This is a genomic window from Nocardia amamiensis NBRC 102102 (assembly GCF_001612745.1).
GTDB classification, from domain to species: Bacteria; Actinomycetota; Actinomycetes; order Mycobacteriales; family Mycobacteriaceae; genus Nocardia; species Nocardia amamiensis.
In genome coordinates, this window is sequence record NZ_BDBA01000037.1 from 16,897 (window position 1) to 39,860 (window position 22,964).

Genomic DNA, 22,964 nt, shown 5'->3' on the forward strand with positions numbered 1-22,964 from the left:
TCAGCTCACGGCGCCGTTGATCACGGACTTGGTGATGGCGCCTTCCTGGACACCCCAGTTCCTGGTGATCTCGAGGTACTTGCCGTTGTCGATCAGGTGCTGGACCGCCTTCTGCAACACCGCGGCCAGCGGCGCGCCCTTGGCCACCGCCCAGCCGTAGGGCGCGGAATCGAAGACCGGGCCCGCGTTCTCGATCTTGCCGTCGCTCTGCTTGATCGCGTACGCGGTCACCGGGGAGTCGGCCGACATGGCGTCGACCTGACCGAGCATCAGCGCGTTGGTCGCGGCGCTCTGCTCGTCGAAGGGCTTGATATCGATGGCGGGCTTGCCCTCGGCGACGCACTTGGCGCTCTTGGCGGGCACCTCGTCGGTGTGCTCCACGGTGGTGGCCTGCACGGCGACCTTCTTGCCGCACGCGTTCTCCGGGTCGACCGGCTTGCCCTTCTGCTGGGCCCACTGGATGCCCGCGTTGAAGTAGGTGGTGAAGTCGACCTGCTGCTCGCGTTCCTTGGAGTCGGTGATCGAGGACATGCCCACGTCGTAGGTGCCTGCCTGAATCGCCGGGATGATCTTCTCGAAGGCCGACTCGACGTATTCCGCCTTGACGCCGAGCACGCCGGCGACGGCGTCCATCAGGTCCACGTCGAATCCGACGATCCGGCCGCTGGCGTCCTTGTACTCGTTGGGCTGGTAGGGAATGTTCACGCCGACGACGAGCTTGCCGGACTGCTTGATCTTGTCGGGGAGCTGGGCGGCGATCTCGTCGACCTTGTCCACCTGCACCTTGGGCACCGAGGGTCCGGACTCCTCGGTGTTCGTGGTACAGCCCGTCAACACCAGTGCACCCGCGGCGAGCACACCCAGTGCGGCTCGCAGGGCGCGCCTGCCGAGAAACGATCGATCAGACACAGCAGCCCTCCACATTTCGGTTATATGCAACCCGGGCGTCACCACCCGTTTGGCAATCTAAGCGACCGGGACGGTTCGCGCTGGGCAGTGCCGGAACAGCGACACGAAGTCGTTGCGAAGTGCCCTGGCGTCCACGTGCCGGTACATCGCCGCGACACCCTACCCGCTTGCTCTGTGACCAGCGGCTTTGGGATGCGGGATCCGCGCTGACGAGCGGCTGGTGCCGCCAGCTCGTGGTCGACGCCGGCCGCGTCCGCGTCGTGCACGCTTCCGCGACAGCGTCGGCCGATGCCCGACCGGGATCGCGCCTTCGAACAGCTCGAGTCCCAGCCATAGCACTCCGGACCGCGCGGCGATCTTCCGGCCTCGCTACCGGCGGTGCACTCTGGCGCGGACGTGCTCGGTGAATTCGCTGGTCGAAGCCGTTCCGCCGAGGTCGGCGGTGGCAATGCCCGCCTCGAATGTCGCGGCGACCGCTCGCTCGATCCGCTCCCCCGCCTGGGCGAATGCCGCTTCCGCGTCGCGGGCCGCCAGCCACCGCAACAACATCGCCGACGACAGTTGCAGCGCGGCCGGGTTCGCGCGATTGCGCCCGGCCAGCGTGGGGGCGGCACCGTGCACGGCTTGGGCCATGGCCCTGGTCGCGGAACAGTTCAGCGACGCGGCCAGTCCCAGCGAGCCGCTCAACTCCCCGGCCAGGTCCGACAGGATGTCGCCGAACAGGTTCTCGGTGACCAGCACGTCGTAGTCGGCGGCGGCGCGGACCAGGTGCGCGGCGGCCGCGTCGACATGCTCGTCGTCCACCTCGACATCCGGATAGGACTGCGCCACCGCATAGCAGACATCCCGGAACAGTCCCATGGTCAGCGGCAGCACATTGGCCTTGTGCACGATGGTCACCCGCATGCGCCGCGTCGCGGCCAGCCGGAACGCCTGATGGGCGATCCGCTCGCAGGCGGCGCGGGTCACCAGGCCGACGGACATCGCGATGTCCGGTGTCGGCCGGAATTCGCCGGTGCCCGCGAACATGTTGCGATCGGCGTAGAAGCCCTCGCTGTTCTCCCGGACGATCACCAGATCGATGTCCGGCGCCGTCGCGTGCACACTCGGAAACGCCCGCGCGGGGCGAATATTGGCGTACAGGTCGAAGCGTTTGCGGATCGCGCCGCCCGGCGCGACCGCGGCGCGATGTTCGGCGGGATAGGACGCGTTGTCATGCGGGCCGAGAATCCAGCCGTCCACGCCGTCGAGCGCGTCGAGCGTCTGCTCGGGCAGCGGGGTCCCGAATTCGGCGATGGCGCGGTGTCCCATCGCCAGCGGCACCCAGTCGACCGGCGCCGCACCGACCGCCGACAGCGCCTCGTCGACCACCTGCCTGGCGGAGCGCACCACTTCGGGCCCGATGCCGTCGCCGTCGATCAGGCCCAGCCGCAGTGCCGCCCTCGGTTTGTTCGCGTCGTGCACCGGACCATCCTCCCGCCGCGGCGCCCCGACAGCGGAACCGGCCCGCGGACACACCCGATGCGGTTACCTTCGGGAGACCATGGTGCAGTCGGTCGAACTACTTCTCGATGACGCCGCCGACGCGGAAATCCGCCAGCAGTGGCGGTTGCTGGCGGAGGCAGGCGTGTCGAGCCTGGCCGCTCGCACCGACGAAGCCAACCGCCCGCACATCACCGCCGCGGTGGCCAAGCAGGTCTGGCCGCGTATCGAGCAGGCGTTGGACGAGCAGGCCTTCTCGCCGATCTCGGTGCGGCTCGGCGGGCTGGTGGTCTTCGGGGCGCGCCGCCCCATCCTGGTGCGGCTGGTGGTGCCGTCGGAACCGCTGCTCGCACTGCACCGGCGGATATTCCACACGATCTCGCCCTGTCCCGGCATTCCGGCCAATCTGCATCCGGACGCCTGGACACCGCACATCACACTGGCCAGGCGGGTGCCGCCGAACCAGCTCGGGGAGGCGATCCACGCCGTCGCGCGGGACCGGGATTTTCCGGCGACCGTGCTGGGTATCCGTCGATGGGATGGTGATCAGCGGCGCGAGTGGCCGGTCGGCCGGATTCGCCGTGGAAGATAACCGAGGTAGCCCGCGTTGTAGCTGGCACACCGAAACGAGAGGACGTCATGGCCACCCAGACGCTGACCCAGCACAATTTCGACGACGTAGTCACCGGGAACGACGTGGTACTCGTCGATTTCTGGGCTGATTGGTGCGGCCCGTGCAAGAGTTTCGCACCGACCTTCGAGGCCTCCTCCGACAAGCACCCCGACGTGGTGCACGGAAAGGTCGACACCGAAGCCGAGCAGGGCCTCGCGGCGGCCGCCAACATCCGCTCGATCCCGACCATCATGGCCTTCCGGGAGGGCGTGCTGGTGTTCGCGCAGCCCGGCGCACTGCCTCCCGCCGCGCTCGAGGATCTGGTGACCCAGGTCAAGGCGCTGGACATGGACGAGGTGCGCAAGCAGCTCGCCGAGCAGCAGGCCGGTCAGCAGTGACCGTGGCGCGGTGAGTCCTCGACGCCAGGCCCGGACCCCCTACGGGAGGTAGTCCGGGCCTGACTGCGTGCGCACCTGCACGGCACGCTTCGACCGCGGTGGCGTCACGCCACCGCGGTCGAATTTCGTATCAGGACGCGCCGAGCAGGTTGACGCCCGCGATCATCGCGCGCACCGTCGACTCGGCTCCGTCGTCGGCGATGGCCGCACCCCAGCCGCGCCTGCCGTCGCACTCGCACTGCACGAAGGTGGCGGTGCCACTGGCGGTCCGCCGCTGGTGGAACTGCAGGATCTCCACCGGGTATCCCTCGTCGTAGAAGGCCGAGGTCATCGCCGCGACCGGGCTGCCCGCGGCGACGACGGTCCGCAGGTGCCCGGCGAACTCCAGGGTGGCGGTGAACTCGGCGGTGCGGCTGCCCGCCGGCGACCAGTCACCGAGTCGGACGGGGCCATTGTGCTCGCAGTAGCGGCGGTGGAACTCCACCGAGGTGAGGCCGACGCTTTCGGCCCGCAGACCCTTGGGAGCGGCGGCATGGAACATGTCGGTATCGAGAGACAGGATGGTCATTGAAAGTAGGTCTTCCCGAAGTATGTCGTGGCTGAAGTTGACAGAGGCGACCAGCACTAACAAAGTCGAACAGCCCGTAGCGAGGGAGCCGGCCCGGATCAGACCCCGCTACGGCGAGCTACTACGAGGCCTCGACGACGCCGCGCCGCCATCGCGGTAAGCGGAATCAGCCCTGCACGATCCTCCGGCCCGGCGGCGGTAGCCGACGCAATCACGGAGGGCCCGGTGAGCGACGCCATGGACACAGCGCGGTCGCGGTCTGCGACGCGGAGCGCTGCGCTGTGGCGGTCGGCGGGATTCGGCACGCGATCGAGGATAAGGACATCGCGGCGCAATAGCAACCATATTCGGGTGCCCGATTTGTCTACTGACGAGTACTATTCGCGCAGTTCAGGAGGTTGCGGGCAGCGCGAAGGTAACGCCGGTGGACATTCGCCGCGCTACCGCTCGGTTACCTCGTTCAGCTCGCCAGTGGCGACGTCGAAGACGAAGCTGCGGATGGCGTTGTCAGTGCGCGGCGGCATCCCAGCTGCGGCCGACGCCCACCGAGACCTCCAAGGGCACCGACAGGGCGATCGCCGAGGACATCTGTTCGCGCGCCAGCGCCTGCAACGCCTCCCGCTCCCCGTCCGCGACCTCGAACAGCAACTCGTCGTGGATCTGCAGCAGCATCCTGGAGCGCAGCCCGGCCGACCGCATCGCCCGGTGCACGTTGATCATCGCGACCTTGATGATGTCGGCCGCGGTGCCCTGGATCGGGGCGTTGAGCGCCATCCGCTCGGCCGCCTCCCAGCGCTGCCGGTTGCTGGAGTCCAGATCGGGGAGGTAGCGGCGACGGCCGAACAGCGTCTCGGTGTAGCCGACCTTGCGCGCCTGCTCGACCACCTCGTACAGGTAGTCGCGGATCCGGCCGAAGCGGGCGAAGTAGACCTCCATCTGCTCCTTCGCCTCGGTGGTGCTGATCTTCAACTGCGCGGACAGCCCGTAGGAACTCAGCCCATAGGCCAGGCCGTAGGACATCGCCTTGATCCGGCGGCGCAACTCGGGAGTCACCTCGGTGATCGGGATGTCGAACGCCTTCGACGCGACGAAGCTGTGCAGGTCCTCGCCTGAGTTGAAGGCCTCGATCAAGCCCTCGTCCCCGGACAGGTGCGCCATGATCCGCATCTCGATCTGGCTGTAATCCGCGGTCATCAGCGACTCGTAGCCGGAGCCGACCACGAAGGTGTCGCGGATCTGGCGTCCGGTGTCGGTGCGGATCGGGATGTTCTGCAGATTCGGGTCGGTGGAGGACAACCGGCCGGTCGCGGCGATCGTCTGGTTGAACGTGGTGTGGATGCGCCCGTCGTCGGCGACGCACTTGAGCAGGCCGTCGACGGTGACCTTGAGCCGGGTGGCGTCGCGGTGCGTGAGCAGGTGCTCCAGGAACGGGTGCTGGGTCTTCTCGAACAGCGACTCCAGCGCGTCCGCGTCGGTGGTGTAGCCGGTCTTGGTGCGCTTGGTCTTCGGCATGTCCAGTTCGTCGAACAGCACCACCTGCAGCTGCTTGGGCGAGCCCAGGTTGATCTGCTTGCCGATCACGTCGTAGGCCGCATCGGCCGCCTCGGCGACCCGGTCGGCGAATTGCCGCTGCAATGTTGCCAGCTGGTCGGTATCCACCGCGATGCCCGCGTCCTCCAGCGTGGACAGCACACCCAGCAGCGGCAGCTCCATATCGGCGAGCAGCGGCGTGGACTCGATCTTGCGCAGTTCCTCGTCCAGCGCGTCGGCCAAGTCGGCGACGGCGCGGGCGCGCAGCATCTGCGCCCGCGCGAGTTCGGCGTCGACGGTGTCCTCCTCGTCGAGCAACGACAGCTGCGCGGTCTCGGCGGTCTCGGCGCGCAGCTCCCGGTGCAGGTAGCGCAGCGAGAGATCGTCGAGGTTGAAGGTGCGCTGGCCGGGGCGGACCAGGTAGGCGGCCAGCGCCGTATCGCTGGTCAGCCCGCCGAGGGTCCAGCCGCGGCCGCGTAGCGCATGCAGAGCCGCCTTCGCCTCGTGCAGCGCCTTGGGCACGGCCGGATCGGCCAGCCAGGCGCCCAGCGCGGCTTCGTCTTCCGGCGTGAGCACGGTGACGTCGATGTAGCCGCTCTCGCCGTCACCGGCCGCGATGGCGAGCGCGCGCACGTCACCGCGTGCCGGAACACCCGTTCCGACGATCGAGACGCCATGGCGCACACCGGCTTTCGCGTGCTCGACGAGCCAGGCGGCAACCGCGCCGATCTCCAGCGCGCCACCGCTGATCTCGAAGCCGGCCTCCGCCTCGGGTTCCGGCGGGGCCAGCGTCTCGAACAGCCGGTCGCGCAGCACGCGGAACTCGAGATCGTCGAACAAGCGGTGGATCTTCTCCCGATCCCATGGGCCCTGCGCCAGCTGGTCGGGCGTGTACGGCAGCGGCACCTCCCGCATCAACTCGGTGAGCTGGCGGTTGAGCACCACACTGCTCAGGTTGGCCCGCAGCGCGTCGCCGACCTTGCCCTTCACCTCGTCGACCTTGTCGACCAGGGTGTTCAGGTCGCCGTATTCGCGGATCCACTTGGCGGCGGTCTTCTCTCCGACACCGGGGATGCCCGGCAGATTGTCGCTCGGGTCGCCGCGCAACGCCGCGTAGTCGGGGTACTGGTTCGGTGTGAGGCCGTACTTGGCCTGCACCTCGTCGGGGGTGAACCTGGTCAGATCGGAGACGCCCTTGCGCGGGTACAGCACGGTGACGTTCTCGCCGACCAGCTGGATGGCGTCCCGGTCGCCGGTGACGATGAGCACGCGGAAGCCCTCGGCCGACGCGCGTGTGGTGAGTGTGGCGATGATGTCGTCGGCCTCGAAGCCATCGATCGCCATCACCGGAATGCCCAGCGCGCCGAGCACGTCCTTGGTGAGTTCGACCTGCCCGCGGAACTCGTCCGGCGTGGTGGTGCGGTTGGCCTTGTACTCCGGGTACGCCTCGGCGCGGAAGGTCTGGCGCGACACGTCGAACGCCGCGGCCACATGCGTCGGCTTCTCGTCGCGCAGCAGGTTGATCAGCATCGCGGTGAAGCCGTACACCGCGTTGGTGGTCTGCCCGGTGACCGTCTTGAAGTTCTCCGCCGGTAGCGCGAAGAACGCGCGGTAGGCGATCGAATGCCCGTCCAGCAGCAACAGCGTCGGCCGGTCGCCCGACCCGGGATCGCTGGAGCCGGACGCGGTGGCGGGACGCGGAGCGGTCGTGGGTGAACTCACGCTCCAGAGTCTAGGGACCGCCACCGACAACGTGACACCCACCGGCGGCGTGCCGCTCGGAGCGGTTCCCGGTCCGTTCGCGTGCCGGGGACCGCGCCCAGCGACGCTCAGGCCTGCGCCGCCCCGACGCTCGGCTCCGGCGCAACCGCCCCCGTGATTCGCTCGCTCACAATGCGGCGACGAGCTCGCGCAGCACCGGCAGGCTCACCGATCCCGAACCGAGCACCACGTCGTGGAAAGCCTTGATGTCGAAGTCCGCGCCGAGTCGCTCATGGGCGGCCACCCGCTGGCGCCGGATCTCCAACTGGCCCACCTTGTAGCCGACCGCCTGCCCCGGCATGGCGATGTAACGGTCCACCTCCACGGTGATCTCGGCCAGTCCGACCGGCGCGTTCGCCACCATGAAGTCGATGGCCTGCTGCCTGGTCCAGCCCTTCGCGTGCAGACCGCTGTCGACCACCAGACGGCAGGAGCGCCACGAATCCCCCGCCAGCATGCCCAGGCGGCCGAGATCGTCGGAGTACAAACCCATTTCGTCGGCCAGTCGCTCGGTGTAGAGGGCCCAGCCCTCGACAAAAGCGGTGTTGGCGAAGGACTGACGCTGGAAACGTGGCAGGTGGTCGAGCTCGTTCGCGATGGTGAGCTGAAGGTGATGGCCGGGGATCGCCTCGTGGTAGGCCACCGACGCGGTCTCGTAGCGGCCGCGGCCGGTGGGATGGTGCTGGTTGACGAAGTAGGTGCCGGGCCGGGATCCGTCGGCGGCGGGCGGGAAGTAGTAGGCCGCCGGCGCGTCCGCCGCGAGGAACTCCGGCACCGGCACGATGTCGCAGGATTCCCTGGGCAGCCGCCCGAACCAGTTCCCCATCTCGGCCGTGGCCAGCGACAGTGCCCGCCGCGCGTCGAACATGATCTGCTCGGCGTCGTCGTAGCACAGCGCGGGATCGTCGCGCAGCCGGGCGAACACCTCGCCGAGATCCCCGGTACCGAACAGCCGTTCGCCCACCGTGGCGTATTCCTCGCGCAGCTTCGCCAGTTCGCTGAGCCCGAGTTCATGGATCTCCTCGGCGCCGAGATCCGGCAGCGTGGTGTGGTGGCGCAGCAGCCGCTGGTAGATATCGTCGCCGTCGGATCCGAGCCAGCAGAGGCCTGGCTTCTCGTCGGGGCGGCCGGCGGGCAGCAGTTCGTCGTAGAGCGCGTCCCGGTAGACCTGGAACGCCGGACGGATGACATCCTTTGCCACCTCGGCCAATTCGGCCCGCCACGCGGCCTCGCCCTCCCACCCGTCCGGTCCGGCGAATGTGACGAACGGGTCGGCGGCGAGATCGGAGTCCAGATAGCCGTCGAGCTGGTTGAGCGAGCGCTCGATGGTGATCCGGGCCGGCGCGCGCCCGGCGGCCAGACCCGACCGGAACCGTTCCACGGCTTGGCCGAGCATGGTGCCGAACTGCCGGTAGCGCTGGACCAGCGCCAGCGCGTTCTCCGGGCGCGGCGCGTTGGTCTGTGGCGCAATCATCAACATGCCGGCATGGACGCCGTTCATCTGGTCGGACGCCATCTCCACCGGCCGCCATTCCAAATGCTCGACCGCGCCGCTCAACTCGGTGCGCAGCAGGCTGCGGGTGATGCGGTCGGACGGGTTCAGCCGGTCGGCGTCGAGCGCGTCCACCGCGCGCAGCAGCTCGCGCCAGGTCGAGAGCAACCGCTGCTCCGCCTCGGCGGACAGATCCTCGATCCGGTCGTCGAAGCGGCGGTCGCCGAGCAGGGTCGCCTCGCTCGGCGCCGCCTCGAGTACACAGTCCCAGTACCGCTCGGCCAAGCTCATCAGCTCGTCGTGACCATCCATGGTCACGATCATGCCTCGAGCCGGGCCGCGCGGCACCGGACTCGGAATGGTTCAGCCCACGCCGAGATAGGCCGACTTCACTGCGGGATCGGTGAGCAGTTCGCCGCCGCGGCCGGTTTTGGTGACCTCGCCGGTCTCCATGATGTAGGCGCGATGGCTGCGGGCCAGCGCCTGCTGGGCGTTCTGCTCGACCAGCAGCACGGTGGTGCCCTGCTGGTTGATCTCGCTGATGATCCGGAAGATCTGCTGGATCACCATGGGCGCCAAGCCCATCGACGGCTCGTCGAGCAGCAGCAGCCGCGGCCGGGCCATCAGCGCGCGGGCGATGGCCAGCATCTGCTGCTCACCGCCGGAGAGCGTGCCGCCGACCTGTTTGCGCCGCTCGAGCAGGCGTGGAAACAGCTCGAAAACCCACTCCAGTGTCCGGTCGTACTCGGCCTTCTGCTTGAAAACCCGTCCATAGCAACCCATGTCCAGGTTTTCCTGCACTGTCATGCCGGGGAACACGCCCCGGCCCTCCGGCGCCTGGATCAGCCCCTTCGCGACGCGTTCGTGCGCCTTCATCTGGGTGATGTCGCGGCCTTCGAACAGGATTCGCCCGCCGGTCAGCGGCAACAGCCCGGACATGGCGCGCATGGTCGTCGTCTTGCCCGCGCCGTTGGCGCCGAGCAGCGTGACCAGCTCGCCCTCCGCGACGGTCAGCGAGATCCCGTGCAGCGCTTGGATCCGGCCGTAGTTGACGACCATGTCCTGGACTTCGAGCAGCGGTGCGTCGCCGGACGTGCCTGGCGTCGCCGGCGGTACGAAGGGCTTGTCGACGGTCGGCTGGCCCGGGACCTGCTCCGGCTCGGATGGTCCGCCGGACGCACCGCTTTCGTCTGCGGGAGCACCGGACTCGCCGGCTGCGGGATCGGATTCGCCTGCGGTACTGCCTGATTCGCCCGCCTCGGTATCCGGCACGCCGAGATACGCCGCGATCACGGCCGGGTTGTCCCTGATGTCGGCGGGCAGTCCGTCGGCGATCTTGCGGCCGAACTCCAGCACCACGATCCGGTCGGTCACGCCCATGACCAGCCGCATGTCGTGCTCGATCAGCAGCACGGTGAACCCGTCGTCGCGGATCTTGCGGATCAGGTCCATGAGCGCGGACTTCTCGCTCGGGTTGAACCCGGCGGCGGGCTCGTCCAGGCACAGCAGCTTCGGCTCGGTGGCCAGCGCGCGGGCGATCTCCAGGCGGCGCTGGTCGCCATAGGAGAGGTTGCGCGCCTTCTCCACCGCTCGCGGCGCGATGCCGACGAACTCCAGCAGCGCCATACCGCGTTCGATGGCGTCGCGTTCCTCGCGCCGATGCCGCGGCGTCCGCAGAATCGCGCCGGGCACCGAGGTCTTGTGCCGCGCATCGGTGCCGACCACCACGTTCTCCAGCGCGGTCATCTCGCCGAAGAGCCGCACGTTCTGGAACGTGCGCGCGATGCCGAGGCGGGTGATCGCGTTGCGCTTGGTCTTCGTCAGCGGCTTCCCGTCGAAGTACACCAGTCCGGAGGCGGGCTGATAGACGCCGGTGATCGCGTTGAAGCAGGTGGTCTTGCCCGCGCCGTTGGGACCGATGAGGCCGAGGATCTCGCCGCGACGGATCTCGAAGCTCACGTCGTCCAGGGCGGTGAGGCCGCCGAACTTCACCGTCAGGCCATCGGTGCGCAGCAGCGGTTCGCCCACCGCGGTCTCGATGACCCGATGCGGCGCGACGACTTCCGCGACCGTCTCGGAGTCGGCGAGAACCGGGAGCACGGCGGTCACATCCACCGTGCCCGCGCTCTGGACCTCCGGTGCGGGTGCATAGCCCGCCGCCATGTCCTCGTTGTCGAACAGCGCGTCGCCCGCGCCGGGCCCGGTCATCGTCCCGCTCCGATCAGCTCGCGGGCGGCCGGTCTGCGCACCGCCTGATACACCTGCCTGCCGTAGGTGAGCAGCTTCTGCCGCACCGGGAACAGACCCTGCGGACGCAGAATCATCATCACCACCAACGCGATACCGAAATACAGATACTTCAGGTCACCCAGCGATTGCGCGCCGCCCTTGCGGAACAGCAGCACACTGCCGAGCAGCAGCAGCGCCAGCACGCCGCTGACCACCATGCCCGTGATCACCCCGCGGCGCGGCCACCCGCCGAGCCGGTCGGCCCACAGCCGCCACACGACGATCAGCGCGACGAACACCGCGACGTCGATCGCCAGCAGGACGTACCCGGTCGACTCGTTGCTCACCAGGTTCACCGACTGCAGTCGCGCGGGCAGATAGGCGATCACGAACGCGCCGAAGATCACGCCGAGCTTGTTGCCCTGACCACCGATCACCACCGCGCACAGGAACAGCATCGAGTTGATGATGTTGAATCCGGTCGGGTTGATGAACTGCACCTGTCCGGCGTAGATCGCGCCGGACATGCCGCCCACCGCGGCGCCGATCATGAACGCCCACAGCTTGAACTTGAACGTCGGCACGCCCATGATCTCGGCCGCGTCCTCGTCCTCGCGGATGGCCACCCAGGCGCGGCCGACCCGGCTGCGCTCCAGATTGCCGACCATCAGCAGCACGATCACCACAAGCGCCATGCCGAGCCAGTACCAGTAGGTGCCGTAGCTGGCGCGGTCGAGCAGGTTCGCGGCGTCCGGGTCCCCGGGGTTGCCGCCGGAGAACACGCCCTCCGGCCTGCTCTCGGATTCGCCGACGTGCGGGTAGGCCACGCCGGACAAACCGAGGCTGCCGTTGGTGATCTCGGTGAGGTTCTCCGCCAGCAGCCGGACGATCTCACCGAAGCCGAGGGTCACGATCGCCAGGTAGTCACCGCGCAGGCGCAACGTCGGCGAGCCGAGGATCAGGCCCGAGACCGCGGTCACCGCGACCGCGAGCGGCAGGCAGGCCAGCCATGCCCACTTCGGATCCAGCCAGCCGCCGTCGGTCTGGTTCCATGGGCTGTTCGGGCTGGTGAGCAGGCCGACGGTATAAGCGCCCACGGCGTAGAACCCGACGTAGCCGAGGTCGAGCAGGCCCGCCTGCCCGACCACCACGTTGAGGCCGATGGCCAGCAGCGCGTACATCGCCACCTGCGCCATCACCAGGCCGAAGTTGTAGGAGGGGGTGTTCAGCAGCGGCGGAGGGAACAGCGGCAGCAGCGCCAGCAGGAGGAGGATGGGGACGCCGACGCCCCACTGCGCGGGCCTGCTCAAGCCCTCCCACCAGGAGCGGATCGCGTCGCCGAGGCCACGCCGCTCGGTGTCCGGCGCGGGCGCCGTCTTGATCGTGTCGGTCATGCGCGTGCCCTTCCGAGACTCTCGCCGAGGATGCCGGTCGGGCGAACCATCAGCACAAGAACCAGCACGACGAACGCGACCACATCGCGCCACTCGGTGCCGAACAGGATCTGGCCGTACTGCTCCACCACGCCGAGCAGCAGGCCGCCGAGCAGCGCGCCGCGCAGATTGCCGATGCCGCCGAGCACCGCCGCGCTGAACGCCTTGATGCCGAGGATGAATCCGCCGGAGTAGATGATCCCGTTCGGGATCTTGAGCGTGTACAGCATCGCCGCCGCGCCCGCGAGCACGCCGCCGATGAGGAACGTCAGCATGATGACCCGCTCCCGCGAGACACCCATCAGGGTCGCGGTGTCGGGGTCCTGGGCCACGGCCCGGATGCCGCGGCCGAACTTGGTCTGATTGATCAGGACCTCGGTGACGATCGCCAGCACCACCGCGGCGACCACGATGAGCAGCATGATGTTGGTGATGTCCGCGCCGCCGAAACTGAACTGCACGGTCGGCTCGACGAGCCGGATCGCCTGCTGGGCGTTGGTGCCGCCGAGGTCGGGCCGGATCTTCGGCAGCACGAAGTGCACCAGTTCCTGGAGCACGAACGACATGCCGATCGCGGTGATCAGAAAGGCCAGCGGTTTGGCGCCCCGCTTACGCAGCGGTCGATACGCGACCCGTTCCAATCCGACGGCCGCGCCGCCGGATACCACCATGCCAACGACCATCGCCAACCCCAGATAGACGACGGTGAGCACGACACCTTGGGTGTAGGCATCGGGACTCGCGACGAATCCGAAGATCATCAACCCGATCAATTGCCCGAACAAGCCGAGCATGAAGATTTCCGAATGGGCGAAATTGATCAGGCGCAATACGCCGTAGACCAACGTATAGCCCACGGCGACCAAGGCATAGATGGCGCCATAGGTCACTCCGTCGACGGTCAGTCGCCAGAAACTATCGATCAACCCCTCGTAGTTGAAGTCGATCGAGCTGCCGAGGAGTTGTGCCCCACCGGCCAATGCCGTTGATTTCATTTATTTCTTGCCCTCATCCATTCGCCCGCGGAACAACGGCACGTACCGGGGTTCGCGTGAACCCCGGTACGTGCCGTGCGTCCGAGTCCCAGAGCTACTTGACCTCGTACACCCAGATCAGCGCGTTCGACAGCTCACCGTTCGGATTCCACTTGTACTGACGCGCGAGGCCGGCACCGTCGTACGTCCGCACATACTCGAGCAGATCCGGGCGGGTCACCTTACCGCTGTCGATGCCCTTGGCCAGGATGGTGGTCAGGTCGTAGGCCTCGACCGAGTAGACGCCGGGCGCCTGGCCGTTGAGCGCCTGGTAATCCTTGGCGAACTTGTCCGGCGCGGGACCACAGGGGCAGGACAGCTTCGCGCCCTTGGCCGCGCTGCCCGCCTGCGCGACGAACTGCGGGTCGTTGGTGCCGTCGGCGGACACGAAGACCGCCTTCACGCCACCGGACTTCAGCTGCTGGGCCAGCGGCGCGGCCTCGGAGTAGTAGCCGGAGTAGAAGATGGCGTCCGGGTTCGCGCCCGCCACCTTGGTGACCGTCGCGGAGAAGTCCTTGTCGCCCTTCTTGATGCTGGCGGCGCAGGCCGGATCGGCCACGGCGCCCAGGCCCTCGGTGATCGACTTCGCCAGCCCGGTGCCGTAGTCGGTGTTGTCCTGGATGACGCAGACCTTCTTGTAGCCCGCGGTGTTGACCAGGTACTTCGCCACCGACGGGCCCTGCACGTCGTCATTGGCCAGACCGCGGAAGAAGGTGGTCCAGCCGTTTTGGGTCAGCGTCGCGTTGGTCGCCGAGGAGGTCACCGAGACCAGGCCCGCGTCGCTGAGGATCTTGCCGGTCGCCTTCGTCTCACCGGAGAACGCCGGACCGACCAGGCCGATGATCGACTTGTCGTTGACGATCTGCGGGATCACCTGGGTGGCCTTCTGCGGGTCACCCTCGGTGTCGAACTGCTTCAGGTCGATCTTGCAGCCTGGGTTGGCCTTGTTGTGCTGGTCGAGGGCGAGCTTGACGCCGTTGACGATGTTGATGCCGAGCGCGGCGTCCGGACCGGTCAGCGCGCCCGCCATGGCAATGGACGTGCCCGGCGCGCACGTCGCCTTGCCGTCGCCCGCGGGATCGGCCGCCGTGGCGGCGTCGGACTTCGGCACCTCCTTGCCCTGCTGGTCGACCTGCAAAACCGGCTGGATGGACAGGCCACCCGCGCCATTGGCACCCGGGGAATCCGAACCGCTGCTGGTGGACTTTTCGCTACAGCCGGTCAGCACCAGTGCGGCGGCAGCGCCGACGGCCAGAACACCTCGCGTCGATCGACTGCGCCATGTCGAACTAAGCACGATTCACCTCATCTAAGTTCTGTGCTCCCCCGGGCTCGCCGAGGAGGCCGACCACGTCAGCCCGGTCAGAACATAGCGTCGGTACGTTAGTTCCGCATCACATTCGGATCATGCGCGCAACATTGTGTCGAATTCTTGTTCACGACTGCGTTTCGACAGCGTAAATTTTCCCGCCGCGCGCGCACCGATGTCACTTCGGCGTCAGGTTCTCCAACACGACTTCCGCGACCGCCTTCATGGTCGTGCGCCGGTCCATTGCCGTGCGCTGAATCCACTTGAACGCCTGCGGCTCCGAAAGGCCCTGAGTCTGCATCAGCACACCCTTGGCGCGCTCGACCAGCTTCCTGGTCTCCAGCCGATCGGCCAGGTTCGCCACCTCGCTCTCCAGCGCGGTGATCTCGTGGAAGCGGCTGGCCGCCAATTCGATCGCCGGGACCAGATCCGACTTGGTGAACGGCTTCACCAGGTAGGCCATCGCACCGGCGTCGCGCGCCCGCTCCACCAGGTCGCGCTGACTGAACGCGGTCAGGATGACCACGGGCGCAACACGTTTCGACGCGATCTCGGCCGCCGCGTCGATCCCGTCCCGGCGCGGCATCTTCACGTCCATGATGACCAGATCCGGACGGTGCTCGACCGCGAGATCGACCGCCTGCTGACCGTCGCCCGCCTCGCCGACCACCTGATAGCCCTCTTCGGTCAGCATCTCGACCAGATCCATGCGAATGAGCGCCTCGTCCTCGGCGACGACGACCCGCTTCGCCCCGGCGTCCCGCTTGGTGCCGGCGCCCCCAGCTGCTGTGCTCATAGGTAGACCCCTCTGGTTCCGATGCCCTGTACCCGACACGCCGAAAATAGGCCGCGATCGCACGGACGACCACCGCGGGCCATCAGGCTGCCGAGTGATGTAAAGAGTACCTTTCACTTCGGCATAGAACGCATATACCCTGCGCAAACCACGCGTTCGCGCCGCAGGGACCAACCCATTCGCTTCCACAGCACCCGACCCGCTATAGTTTCCACCCGGTGCGCCGAGTTGGCGGAACTGGCAGACGCGACGGTCTCAAAAACCGTTGTCCGAAAGGACGTGTGGGTTCGAGTCCCACACTCGGCACCAGCCCCAGGGTGACCCCTGTTCGCGGAGAGCGCTCACCGGTGGGAGCTGGTTGTGTCTTCTGGGGGTGCAACCCCCAGGCCCCGCTCGGCGGGGCTTCGCCCCCCGAACCCCCCATGCGTGTGGTTGCGTTCGGCGGAAAGCGTCTCGTCTCGGTCGTTGGTGCGATCCAGGGTTGCGGTCAGCAGTCTCAGCCAGCAGCCGAAAGCCGCCATCGTGCTCACGGACAGCGCCCGTTCCGGGGTAGCTCGTCGTATCCTCGGAGGGTGCAAGGCCCTGGTCCCAAGGTGGTACTTCACCCGTCGGACCTCCCTCACTCCTGGTTTCCGAGCAGACATGTCGAAGTGGGCGGGAGTCGCCTCCCAGCATTCACCGTCGCCGAGCAGTTCCAGCGACGGCATGCATTCATGCTCATGGGGAGCTCGCCGGGTCGCGGCGTCCCCATGCGTGGCACGGGGGCCAGTATTTGCGCGGCGGGCGCGGTTACCCCACCTGGATTGCCGTCAGCACGACATCGACGGAGGGCAAACCCCAAATGCCGCCGACAGCAGCCGCCCAACCACATCGGCGCCACCATCGGTTTCGAGCGCAGCGAGACCGAGCATTCCCGGTTCGCGGCCCGGCTCGCGTCCGAGTGGCCGCCGCGCAAGCGACGAAGTCGCAAGCGGCGGTCGCTCGGACGCGAGCCACAAGGGGGCCGCGAACACCCAGCGCCGCAGGCGCTGGCAAATAGCACAGCGCACCGGAGGTATGTGATGCGGGTTAACAGGGCCACCGTCGACTTGTCCGGGTATCCGGATCTGGTGGTCATCTATCTCGGCATGCGGGTGCGGCGGCCGAGGGGAATGCTGCGGCTGCTCGGGCTCGGGCCGAAACTCTATCGGTCACATCAGGATCGGCCGGACGGGCTGCTCCTGCACGAAGACGTCGTCTGGTCGTTGTTCCCGCCGCACTGGGGCGCGCGGCAGTACTGGCGCGACCTCGACAGCCTCGAAGCATGGACCCGGACCGCGCCGCACCGTGACTGGTGGCAGAAGTTCCTGCGCGACTCGGGCGGCACCGGGTTCTGGCACGAGGCCTACTTCGCACGCGGCGGCATCGACGCCATGTACGACGACATGGACCCCGCCACCGGGCTCGCGCGGTTCGCGCCGGTGGTCCCCTCCCGCGGGCGGAGGTTCACCACCCGCGGACGCGTCGAGGACCGACCCGCCAAGTTCGAGCCCGTCGTGCCCGAATCCACTTACTACGACGGCGAATCCGGGTAGTCTGCGCAAACGGTCATATCACAAAGCAATCACAATGCAGCGTTTCGCTGCGCCCGCAACGGGGTACACCGAGTGCGGGGAACCGAACCGCACCACCCGCGGAAGTGACGTACGTCGCAGGCCAGGGTGGGAAAGCGGCGGACTTCGTGTACGGCACGCTACGAGCAGATGAATATGTTGTTCCCACACCTGGGACTACTGAATCGGGATGTTCTGGTAGCTTCCGCGCGGATTATCGTGTTCCTATGCACGTCCTGTTCGTCTGCAACGGCAACGTTTGCCGGTCGGTAATCGCCGAGCGGCTCACCCGCGCCGTTGCGGCCGAACACGCCATCGGGCACCTCACCACCGAAAGCGCGGGAACCCGTGCGCTGGTGGGATTTCCGGTCGAACCGCTCGCCGCGCAGACCATCGCGGGGCTCGGCGCCGACCCGGCCAACTTCCGGGCCCGGCGCCTGAAGCCGGAGATGATCGACAAAGCCGACTTGGTCCTCACGATGACCGAACAGATCCGCGACCAAGCGATCGAAATGGCCTTCGGCGCCCGTCCGCGCACTTTCACGCTGCTGGAAGCCAGCCGTATCGCCCACGTCACCGGCGCGCGCACGGTCGCCGAACTGCACTCCGCGCGCAACGATCTCTCGCTGGTCGGCCGGGAGAACATCGCCGACCCGGTCGGGCTGTCGGCCCAGGCATTCTGCGAGGTCGGCGATCGCATCGCCGACGCGCTCGTGCCGCTGCTGCTGGCACTTGCCCCGCATGAGCAGCCCCGCCCGCACGACGACGAGCACGCCGGACTGGTGATCCGCCCCGGCGCGTCACGCGCGCCCCTGGCGACCTTCCTCGCGGCTCAGCGCGCGCGATAACACGGCACCGGCTCGGGCAACGAATAACCGGCCAACCCGCCTGTCACGATTCGGCTATGTCCATTCCGGGCCTGGACGGTTTACACTCCCGCGGACAACATTCTCCGCCGTTGCTGCTTCGACACAGGACAGGAATCAGACATGCCGAAGCGAATTTCGGATGTTTCGCTCCATGTTTATGTGACACCGGAGGCTCTGGAACGCGTCGTCGAGACCGTGCGCGAGGTGGTGGACGACTATCTCACCGACCGCGACGTATTCGCCTGGCGCTTCACCTTGCCGGTCGATACCGATGACCCAGCCCATGCGGCCCTGACGAGCCATAGCGCGACCGATCGGCTCGACGGCGCACCGGAAAACCGCCGCACATACGAAATCGCGCTCAGCCTGGTCGGAGCGCCGGACCAGCTGACCGACGACGACGTGGTCACACTGGAACGGCAACTGCTACGCGGCATCTCCGCACTCGCGCGAGCCGAGCCGGAACGGCAGATCCCGGTCTCGATCCGCGCCTCGCAGCGCACCGACGTCGATCTCGACATTGATCGCGACCGCGAACTGCTCTAGCGCGAGTTCGAAGGCCCAGGCGTAGCTCAATCCCGCCGACGCGACGGGAAGTGGCGGATGAGCCCCTCCTGCACCGTGGTGGCCAGCAGGTCTCCGCTGCGCGAGTAGAACCGCCCGGTCGCCAGGCCGCGAGAGCCCGCTGCCACCGGCGACTCGGTGGCATACAGCGCCCACTCGTCGAATCGGAACGGGCGGTGGAACCAGATCGAGTGGTTGACCGTGGCGGCCACGATCCGGTCCAAGCCCCACGACAGCCCGTGGGTGGTGATGATCGAGTCCAGCACCGTGGTGTCGGACGAATAGCCCAGCATCGCCACGTGGAGCAGCGGGTCGTCGGGCAGCCTGCCGTCCGCGCGCATCCACACCCGGTTGTGGTTGAGCCGCTCCCCCGTGCCCTTCAGAATCCAGGCCGGGTCATTGGTGTAGCGCATATCGATCGGGTGCGGCGCGTTGACGAACATCTCCAGCTTGTCCTCCAAGCCTTCGAAGCTCTCCTCCACGCGAGGCAGCGTCTCCGGATCGGGCACCTCCGGCTGGGCGTGCGCGTGCTCGAGCCCCTTGCCCCAATCCTGGAACGCAGCGAGCATCACGAACAGCTCCTGGCCGTCCTGGGTGGCGGTGACCGTCCGATTGGCGAACGCGCGGCCGTCGCGATGGCGGTCCACCCGGTATTCGATCGGCTTCTTCACATCCCCGCCGCGCACGAAATGCGCGTTCACGGCGTGCACAGGACGGTCACCGACCGTGCGGCCCGCCGCGATGATGGCCTGCGAGACGAGCTGACCCCCGAAGGTCCGGCTCCACACCTTCTCCGGGTGCTGGCCGACGAAGACATCCTCGTCCATCTGTTCCAGATCGAGCAGGCCGAGCAGCACGTCCAAGTCGGAGCGCAGTGCGGGCGGCTCCGCGACGATGACGGGGCTGCCTAGGGAAGCACTCACTAATGGTCCTCCTCGCCGATGCGATGCACGTGGATCAGATTGGTGGAGCCTACGGTGCCGGGCGGTGATCCCGCCACGATCACCACCAGATCACCCTTCTGGTATCGGTCCATCGACAGAAGTGCTACATCCACCTGGTGGATCATCGCATCGGTGCTGTCCACGGTCGGCACGATGAAGGTTTCCGTGCCCCAGGTCAGCGCGAGCTGGCTGCGCACCTCCGGCAGCGGCGTGAACGCCAGCAGCGGCAGCGGTGTGTGCAGCCTGGCCAGGCGGCGCACCGTGTCACCCGACTGGGTGAACGCCACCAGCGCCTTGGCGTTGAGCCGCTCGCCGATGTCGCGGGCGGCGTAGGAGATCACACCGCGCTTGGTACGGGGCACGTGGGTCAGCGGGGGCACCCGGGTCGACTCGGTTTCCACCGCGTGCACGATGCGCGCCATCGTGCGCACCGTCTCGATCGGGTACTTGCCCACCGAGGTCTCGCCCGACAGCATCACCGCGTCGGCGCCGTCGAGCACCGCGTTCGCCACGTCCGAGGCTTCGGCGCGGGTCGGGCGGGAGTTATCGATCATCGACTCCAGCATCTGGGTGGCGACGATGACCGGCTTGGCGTTCTCCCTGGCCATCTGGATGGCGCGCTTCTGCACGATCGGCACCTGCTCCAGCGGCAGCTCGACGCCGAGATCGCCGCGGGCGACCATCACCGCGTCGAAGGCGAGAACCACGGCCTCCAGGTTGTCGATCGCCTCGGGCTTCTCCAACTTGCCGATCACCGGCACCCGGCGGCCGACGCGATCCATCACGTCGTGCACCAGCTCGACATCGGACGGGGACCGCACGAACGACAGCGCGATGAAGTCGACGCCGAGCTTCAGCGCGAACTCCAGGTCCTCGATGTCCTTCTCCGAGAGCGCGGGCACCGACACGTCCATGCCCGGCAGCGAGACGCCCTTGTTGTTGGAGACCGGGCCGCCCTCGGTGACCCGGCAGACCACGTCGTTGCCGTCGACGCGGGTGACGATCAGGCCGACCTTGCCGTCGTCCACCAGGAGGCGGTCGCCGGGCTTGGCGTCCTTGGCCAGCTCCTTGTAGGTGGTGGACACCCGGTCGTGGGTGCCGTCGATCTCGTCGACGGTGATGCGGACCTCTTCGCCCGTCGCCCAGACGGTCCTGCCCTCCAGGAAGCGGCCGAGGCGAATCTTGGGACCCTGGAGGTCGGCGAGAATGCCGACGGCTCGCCCGAGGTGGTCGCAGGCCTGCCGCACCTTCTTGTAGTTCTCGGCATGATCCGCGTGCTCGCCGTGGCTGAAGTTCAGCCGCGCTACATCCATACCGCTCTCGACGAGTTCGCGGATACGGTCCTCGGTGGCAGTAGCCGGGCCGAGCGTGCACACAATCTTCGTCCGTCGCATCACGAGTCGAGCCTAGTCCTGGTTGGTGCGCAGGTCGCGCCGTGGTCCTGGTGAAACCTTGGTGAAAAATATGCACGAGGGGTGGAGGGCGGGTACAAACGGATACTCAGCGCGCTGTGATGTCGCCCGGAACGCAGGGAGGCGGGCGACCCGCGCCCGCCTCCTTGTCCATTGCGATGCCGTCGCGATCAGTCGCGCAGCGGGCGTCCTTGGGGATCGGGGACCTTGCCGACGAGGATCAGGATGCCGTCGATGAGACCCCAGATGCCGCCGAGGCCGCAGGTGAGGATCGAGACCACCAGCTGGGCGATGCCCAGGCCGGTGTAGCCGAGATAGAAGCGCCCGATGCCGAAACTACCGAGGAAGATCTGCAGCAGGCCCGCGATCAGCTTCTGCTTCTCCGACAGCGGGACACCGAAGGGATCACGGCCCCACGGCGCCTCGGGGTCGTTCGGGTTGTACCCCTGCGGCGCACCCGGATACGGCGCGGGCGGGTAGCCGCCCGGCTGCTGGCCGTAGGGGTCGACGGGCTGGCCGTATTGGGGCTGGCCGTAGGGGGCCGACGGCGAGCTGTACTGCGGCGGGGTTTGCGCCTCCAGCGGCTTGGTCAGATCCGGACCCGTCCCGGGCGGGCCGTACTGCGGGCCCGTGGAACCCGGAATCTGCTGGTTGGGGTCGGTCACTCATGTCCTCCTCATTAGTGCGGGCACCCTCTTGTCGGCCCCCGTCCTTGCTGGACCGCCGATTTGCCGCTCGCGACGATCACGAGACATTGTCACCGGGATAGACCGGGTTGTCGCCCCCGATGTTCTCGGCCCTGCGAGGAGTTATCGCCGTGTGTCGCCGATTCGTTGCCGTGGAGGGCACCCGGCCGGCGTCCGCCAGGTCCGCCGCCGCGCCTGGTCCGGACGGCACGGGTCAGCTCTTGTCCGCCTTCTCCGAACCGGTCTCGGCGGACTTGCCGCCGGACGTCTCCTGGGCGGCTCCGTCCGGTTCGATCACCGCGTGCCCGGAAGCCGCTGCGTCCGAAGGCTTCTCGGCCGACGCCGTACCCGCCGCGCGCAGCGCACGGAGCTGCCACGGCCACGGGCGAGGACTCGCGCCGGGCTGCAACTGCTCGGGCGTCTCGCGGCCCTTGGTGGCGAACACGAAGTAGGCGATCGCGCCCAGGAACACCACGGCGGAGGTGAAGGAGTTGATCCGGATGCCTGCGATCTCGGTGGCCTCGTCGGCGCGCATCAGCTCGACGAAGAACCGCCCGAAGCAGTAACCGGCGACGTACAGCGCGAACAGGCGGCCGTGGCCGATCCGGAAGCGCCGGTCCACGTACACCAGCAGCACGACGACGAGCAGGTTCCAGACCATCTCGTACAGGAAGGTGGGATGCACGATCTTGTCGACCACGCCGGTGGAGACGCCGTTCATCATGTCCAGCTGGCCGTCGTCGCCGACCCGGCGGAAGATCTGCAAGCCCCACGGCACGTCGGTCTCGCGGCCGTACAGCTCCTGGTTGAAGTAGTTGCCGAGCCTGCCGATGGCCTGGGCGAGCAGGATCGGCGGGGCGACCGCGTCACCCAACGCGGGCAACGGGATCCGGTACACCCGGCAGCCGATCCACGCGCCGATGCCGCCAAGCAGCACCGCGCCCCAGATGCCGAGTCCGCCCTGGTAGATCTTCAGCGCGTCGACCGGGTTGCCGTCCGCACCGAAGTACTTCTGCCAGTCAGTGGCCACGTGGTAGAGCCTGCCGCCGACCAGACCGAACGGCACCGCGAACATCGCGACGTCCAGGATCGCGCCGGGCTGGCCGCCCCGCGCGCGCCAGCGGCGCTCACCCCACCAGATCGCGACGACGATGCCGAGAATGATGCACAAGGCGTACGCCCGTAACGGGAAGGGCCCGATCTGCCACACCCCCTGCGGGGGGCTGGGTATGTAGGCCAGCACGTCGCTGTTGGCCACGACACTGTCTGCCAGGACTTGTAAGGTCACGGTCGCCACCGTAGCGGAGTGCGCTTCAGCCGCAAGCTTCGCGGCCGGGCGTCGC

At 67.8% G+C, this 22,964-nt stretch carries 19 protein-coding genes, 1 tRNA gene and 1 pseudogene; 6 read left to right on the plus strand and 15 right to left on the minus strand.

Features of this window, described 5'->3' with window-relative positions; genetic code table 11:
* Entirely contained in the window at positions 1-924 is a 924-nt protein-coding gene (locus tag NA4_RS10000) for an ABC transporter substrate-binding protein (RefSeq protein ID WP_084496949.1), read from the minus strand.
* Positions 925-1,278: 354 nt separating this feature from the next.
* A complete protein-coding gene (locus NA4_RS10005; RefSeq protein ID WP_067467596.1) occupies positions 1,279-2,373 on the minus strand; it encodes an isocitrate/isopropylmalate dehydrogenase family protein in 1,095 nt (364 codons plus the stop codon).
* A gap of 79 nt (positions 2,374-2,452) precedes the next feature.
* On the opposite strand from NA4_RS10005, the gene NA4_RS10010 reads away from it, so the two are divergent.
* On the plus strand, positions 2,453-2,983 hold the full coding sequence (locus NA4_RS10010) for a 2'-5' RNA ligase family protein (protein WP_067467515.1): 531 nt from the start codon (positions 2,453-2,455) through the stop codon (positions 2,981-2,983).
* A gap of 47 nt (positions 2,984-3,030) precedes the next feature.
* The gene (gene trxA, locus NA4_RS10015; RefSeq protein WP_067467518.1) at positions 3,031-3,402 is read left to right on the plus strand and encodes a thioredoxin; all 372 of its coding nucleotides are present in this window, start codon (positions 3,031-3,033) and stop codon (positions 3,400-3,402) included.
* A 130-nt stretch (positions 3,403-3,532) separates the two neighbouring features.
* Here trxA and NA4_RS10020 read toward each other — a convergent pair whose 3' ends face one another.
* The 9 genes and pseudogenes from NA4_RS10020 to NA4_RS10055 form a co-directional block, all read right to left on the minus strand.
* Positions 3,533-3,970, minus strand: coding sequence for a 2-keto-3-deoxygluconate kinase (locus NA4_RS10020; protein ID WP_067467520.1), 438 nt, complete (start codon positions 3,968-3,970; stop codon positions 3,533-3,535).
* A 507-nt stretch (positions 3,971-4,477) separates the two neighbouring features.
* Positions 4,478-7,222: a DNA polymerase I gene (gene polA, locus NA4_RS10025; protein ID WP_067467526.1), complete on the minus strand. Its 2,745-nt coding sequence runs from the start codon at positions 7,220-7,222 to the stop codon at positions 4,478-4,480.
* A 166-nt stretch (positions 7,223-7,388) separates the two neighbouring features.
* Entirely contained in the window at positions 7,389-9,077 is a 1,689-nt protein-coding gene (locus NA4_RS10030; RefSeq protein ID WP_067467529.1) for a DUF885 domain-containing protein, read from the minus strand.
* Positions 9,078-9,116: 39 nt separating this feature from the next.
* Positions 9,117-9,812, minus strand: coding sequence for an ABC transporter ATP-binding protein (locus NA4_RS42510; protein ID WP_245671244.1), 696 nt, complete (start codon positions 9,810-9,812; stop codon positions 9,117-9,119).
* 198 nt (positions 9,813-10,010) lie between these two features.
* Positions 10,011-10,961, minus strand: a pseudogene (locus NA4_RS42515) (ABC transporter ATP-binding protein); the annotation flags it as partial.
* On the minus strand, positions 10,958-12,376 hold the full coding sequence (locus tag NA4_RS10040; RefSeq protein WP_067467531.1) for a branched-chain amino acid ABC transporter permease: 1,419 nt from the start codon (positions 12,374-12,376) through the stop codon (positions 10,958-10,960). The pseudogene NA4_RS42515 and the gene NA4_RS10040, both read right to left, overlap by 4 nt.
* Positions 12,373-13,410, minus strand: a complete 1,038-nt coding sequence (locus NA4_RS10045) for a branched-chain amino acid ABC transporter permease (RefSeq protein ID WP_067467533.1) — start codon at positions 13,408-13,410, stop codon at positions 12,373-12,375. Before NA4_RS10045 ends, NA4_RS10040 begins: the two co-directional genes overlap by 4 nt.
* 94 nt (positions 13,411-13,504) lie before the next feature.
* Positions 13,505-14,746, minus strand: coding sequence for a branched-chain amino acid ABC transporter substrate-binding protein (locus tag NA4_RS10050; RefSeq protein WP_373862772.1), 1,242 nt, complete (start codon positions 14,744-14,746; stop codon positions 13,505-13,507).
* 190 nt (positions 14,747-14,936) lie between these two features.
* Positions 14,937-15,554 (minus strand): ANTAR domain-containing response regulator, encoded by a 618-nt coding sequence (locus NA4_RS10055; protein WP_040777220.1) that lies wholly within the window; start codon positions 15,552-15,554, stop codon positions 14,937-14,939.
* Between the two features lie 222 nt (positions 15,555-15,776).
* Here NA4_RS10055 and NA4_RS10060 point away from each other — a divergent pair.
* From NA4_RS10060 to NA4_RS10075, 4 genes are all read left to right on the plus strand, one after another.
* Positions 15,777-15,863, plus strand: a tRNA-Leu gene (locus NA4_RS10060).
* Between the two features lie 752 nt (positions 15,864-16,615).
* Positions 16,616-17,128 carry a monooxygenase family protein gene (locus NA4_RS10065; protein WP_067467537.1) on the plus strand — a complete coding sequence of 171 codons (513 nt, stop codon included), beginning with the start codon at positions 16,616-16,618 and terminating at the stop codon, positions 17,126-17,128.
* A gap of 245 nt (positions 17,129-17,373) precedes the next feature.
* Complete coding sequence (locus NA4_RS10070) at positions 17,374-17,994, plus strand: arsenate reductase/protein-tyrosine-phosphatase family protein (protein ID WP_067467540.1); 621 nt, start codon at positions 17,374-17,376, stop codon at positions 17,992-17,994.
* A 141-nt stretch (positions 17,995-18,135) separates the two neighbouring features.
* Positions 18,136-18,561 carry a hypothetical protein gene (locus NA4_RS10075; protein ID WP_067467545.1) on the plus strand — a complete coding sequence of 142 codons (426 nt, stop codon included), beginning with the start codon at positions 18,136-18,138 and terminating at the stop codon, positions 18,559-18,561.
* A 26-nt stretch (positions 18,562-18,587) separates the two neighbouring features.
* Here NA4_RS10075 and NA4_RS10080 read toward each other — a convergent pair whose 3' ends face one another.
* The 4 genes from NA4_RS10080 to lgt form a co-directional block, all read right to left on the minus strand.
* Positions 18,588-19,406, minus strand: coding sequence for an acyl-CoA thioesterase (locus NA4_RS10080; protein WP_245671246.1), 819 nt, complete (start codon positions 19,404-19,406; stop codon positions 18,588-18,590).
* 95 nt (positions 19,407-19,501) lie between these two features.
* Positions 19,502-20,920: a pyruvate kinase gene (pyk, locus tag NA4_RS10085; RefSeq protein WP_174552921.1), complete on the minus strand. Its 1,419-nt coding sequence runs from the start codon at positions 20,918-20,920 to the stop codon at positions 19,502-19,504.
* Positions 20,921-21,105: 185 nt separating this feature from the next.
* Positions 21,106-21,600 carry a TM2 domain-containing protein gene (locus NA4_RS10090; RefSeq protein WP_067467551.1) on the minus strand — a complete coding sequence of 165 codons (495 nt, stop codon included), beginning with the start codon at positions 21,598-21,600 and terminating at the stop codon, positions 21,106-21,108.
* 235 nt (positions 21,601-21,835) lie between these two features.
* Positions 21,836-22,909 carry a prolipoprotein diacylglyceryl transferase gene (lgt, locus tag NA4_RS10095; RefSeq protein ID WP_245671240.1) on the minus strand — a complete coding sequence of 358 codons (1,074 nt, stop codon included), beginning with the start codon at positions 22,907-22,909 and terminating at the stop codon, positions 21,836-21,838.
* Positions 22,910-22,964 lie beyond the last annotated feature (55 nt).

Coding starts and splice junctions, on each gene's coding strand:
- NA4_RS10000 (WP_084496949.1), bottom strand. CDS start 924: ATGTGGAGGGCTGCTGTGTCTGATCGATCGTTTCTCGGCAGGCGCGCC.
- NA4_RS10010 (WP_067467515.1), top strand. CDS start 2,453: ATGGTGCAGTCGGTCGAACTACTTCTCGATGACGCCGCCGACGCGGAA.
- trxA (WP_067467518.1), top strand. CDS start 3,031: ATGGCCACCCAGACGCTGACCCAGCACAATTTCGACGACGTAGTCACC.
- NA4_RS10020 (WP_067467520.1), bottom strand. CDS start 3,970: ATGACCATCCTGTCTCTCGATACCGACATGTTCCATGCCGCCGCTCCC.
- NA4_RS10030 (WP_067467529.1), bottom strand. CDS start 9,077: ATGATCGTGACCATGGATGGTCACGACGAGCTGATGAGCTTGGCCGAG.
- NA4_RS42510 (WP_245671244.1), bottom strand. CDS start 9,812: ATGGTCGTCAACTACGGCCGGATCCAAGCGCTGCACGGGATCTCGCTG.
- NA4_RS10040 (WP_067467531.1), bottom strand. CDS start 12,376: ATGACCGACACGATCAAGACGGCGCCCGCGCCGGACACCGAGCGGCGT.
- NA4_RS10045 (WP_067467533.1), bottom strand. CDS start 13,410: ATGAAATCAACGGCATTGGCCGGTGGGGCACAACTCCTCGGCAGCTCG.
- NA4_RS10055 (WP_040777220.1), bottom strand. CDS start 15,554: ATGAGCACAGCAGCTGGGGGCGCCGGCACCAAGCGGGACGCCGGGGCG.
- NA4_RS10065 (WP_067467537.1), top strand. CDS start 16,616: ATGCGGGTTAACAGGGCCACCGTCGACTTGTCCGGGTATCCGGATCTG.
- NA4_RS10070 (WP_067467540.1), top strand. CDS start 17,374: ATGCACGTCCTGTTCGTCTGCAACGGCAACGTTTGCCGGTCGGTAATC.
- NA4_RS10075 (WP_067467545.1), top strand. CDS start 18,136: ATGCCGAAGCGAATTTCGGATGTTTCGCTCCATGTTTATGTGACACCG.
- NA4_RS10080 (WP_245671246.1), bottom strand. CDS start 19,406: ATGGACGAGGATGTCTTCGTCGGCCAGCACCCGGAGAAGGTGTGGAGC.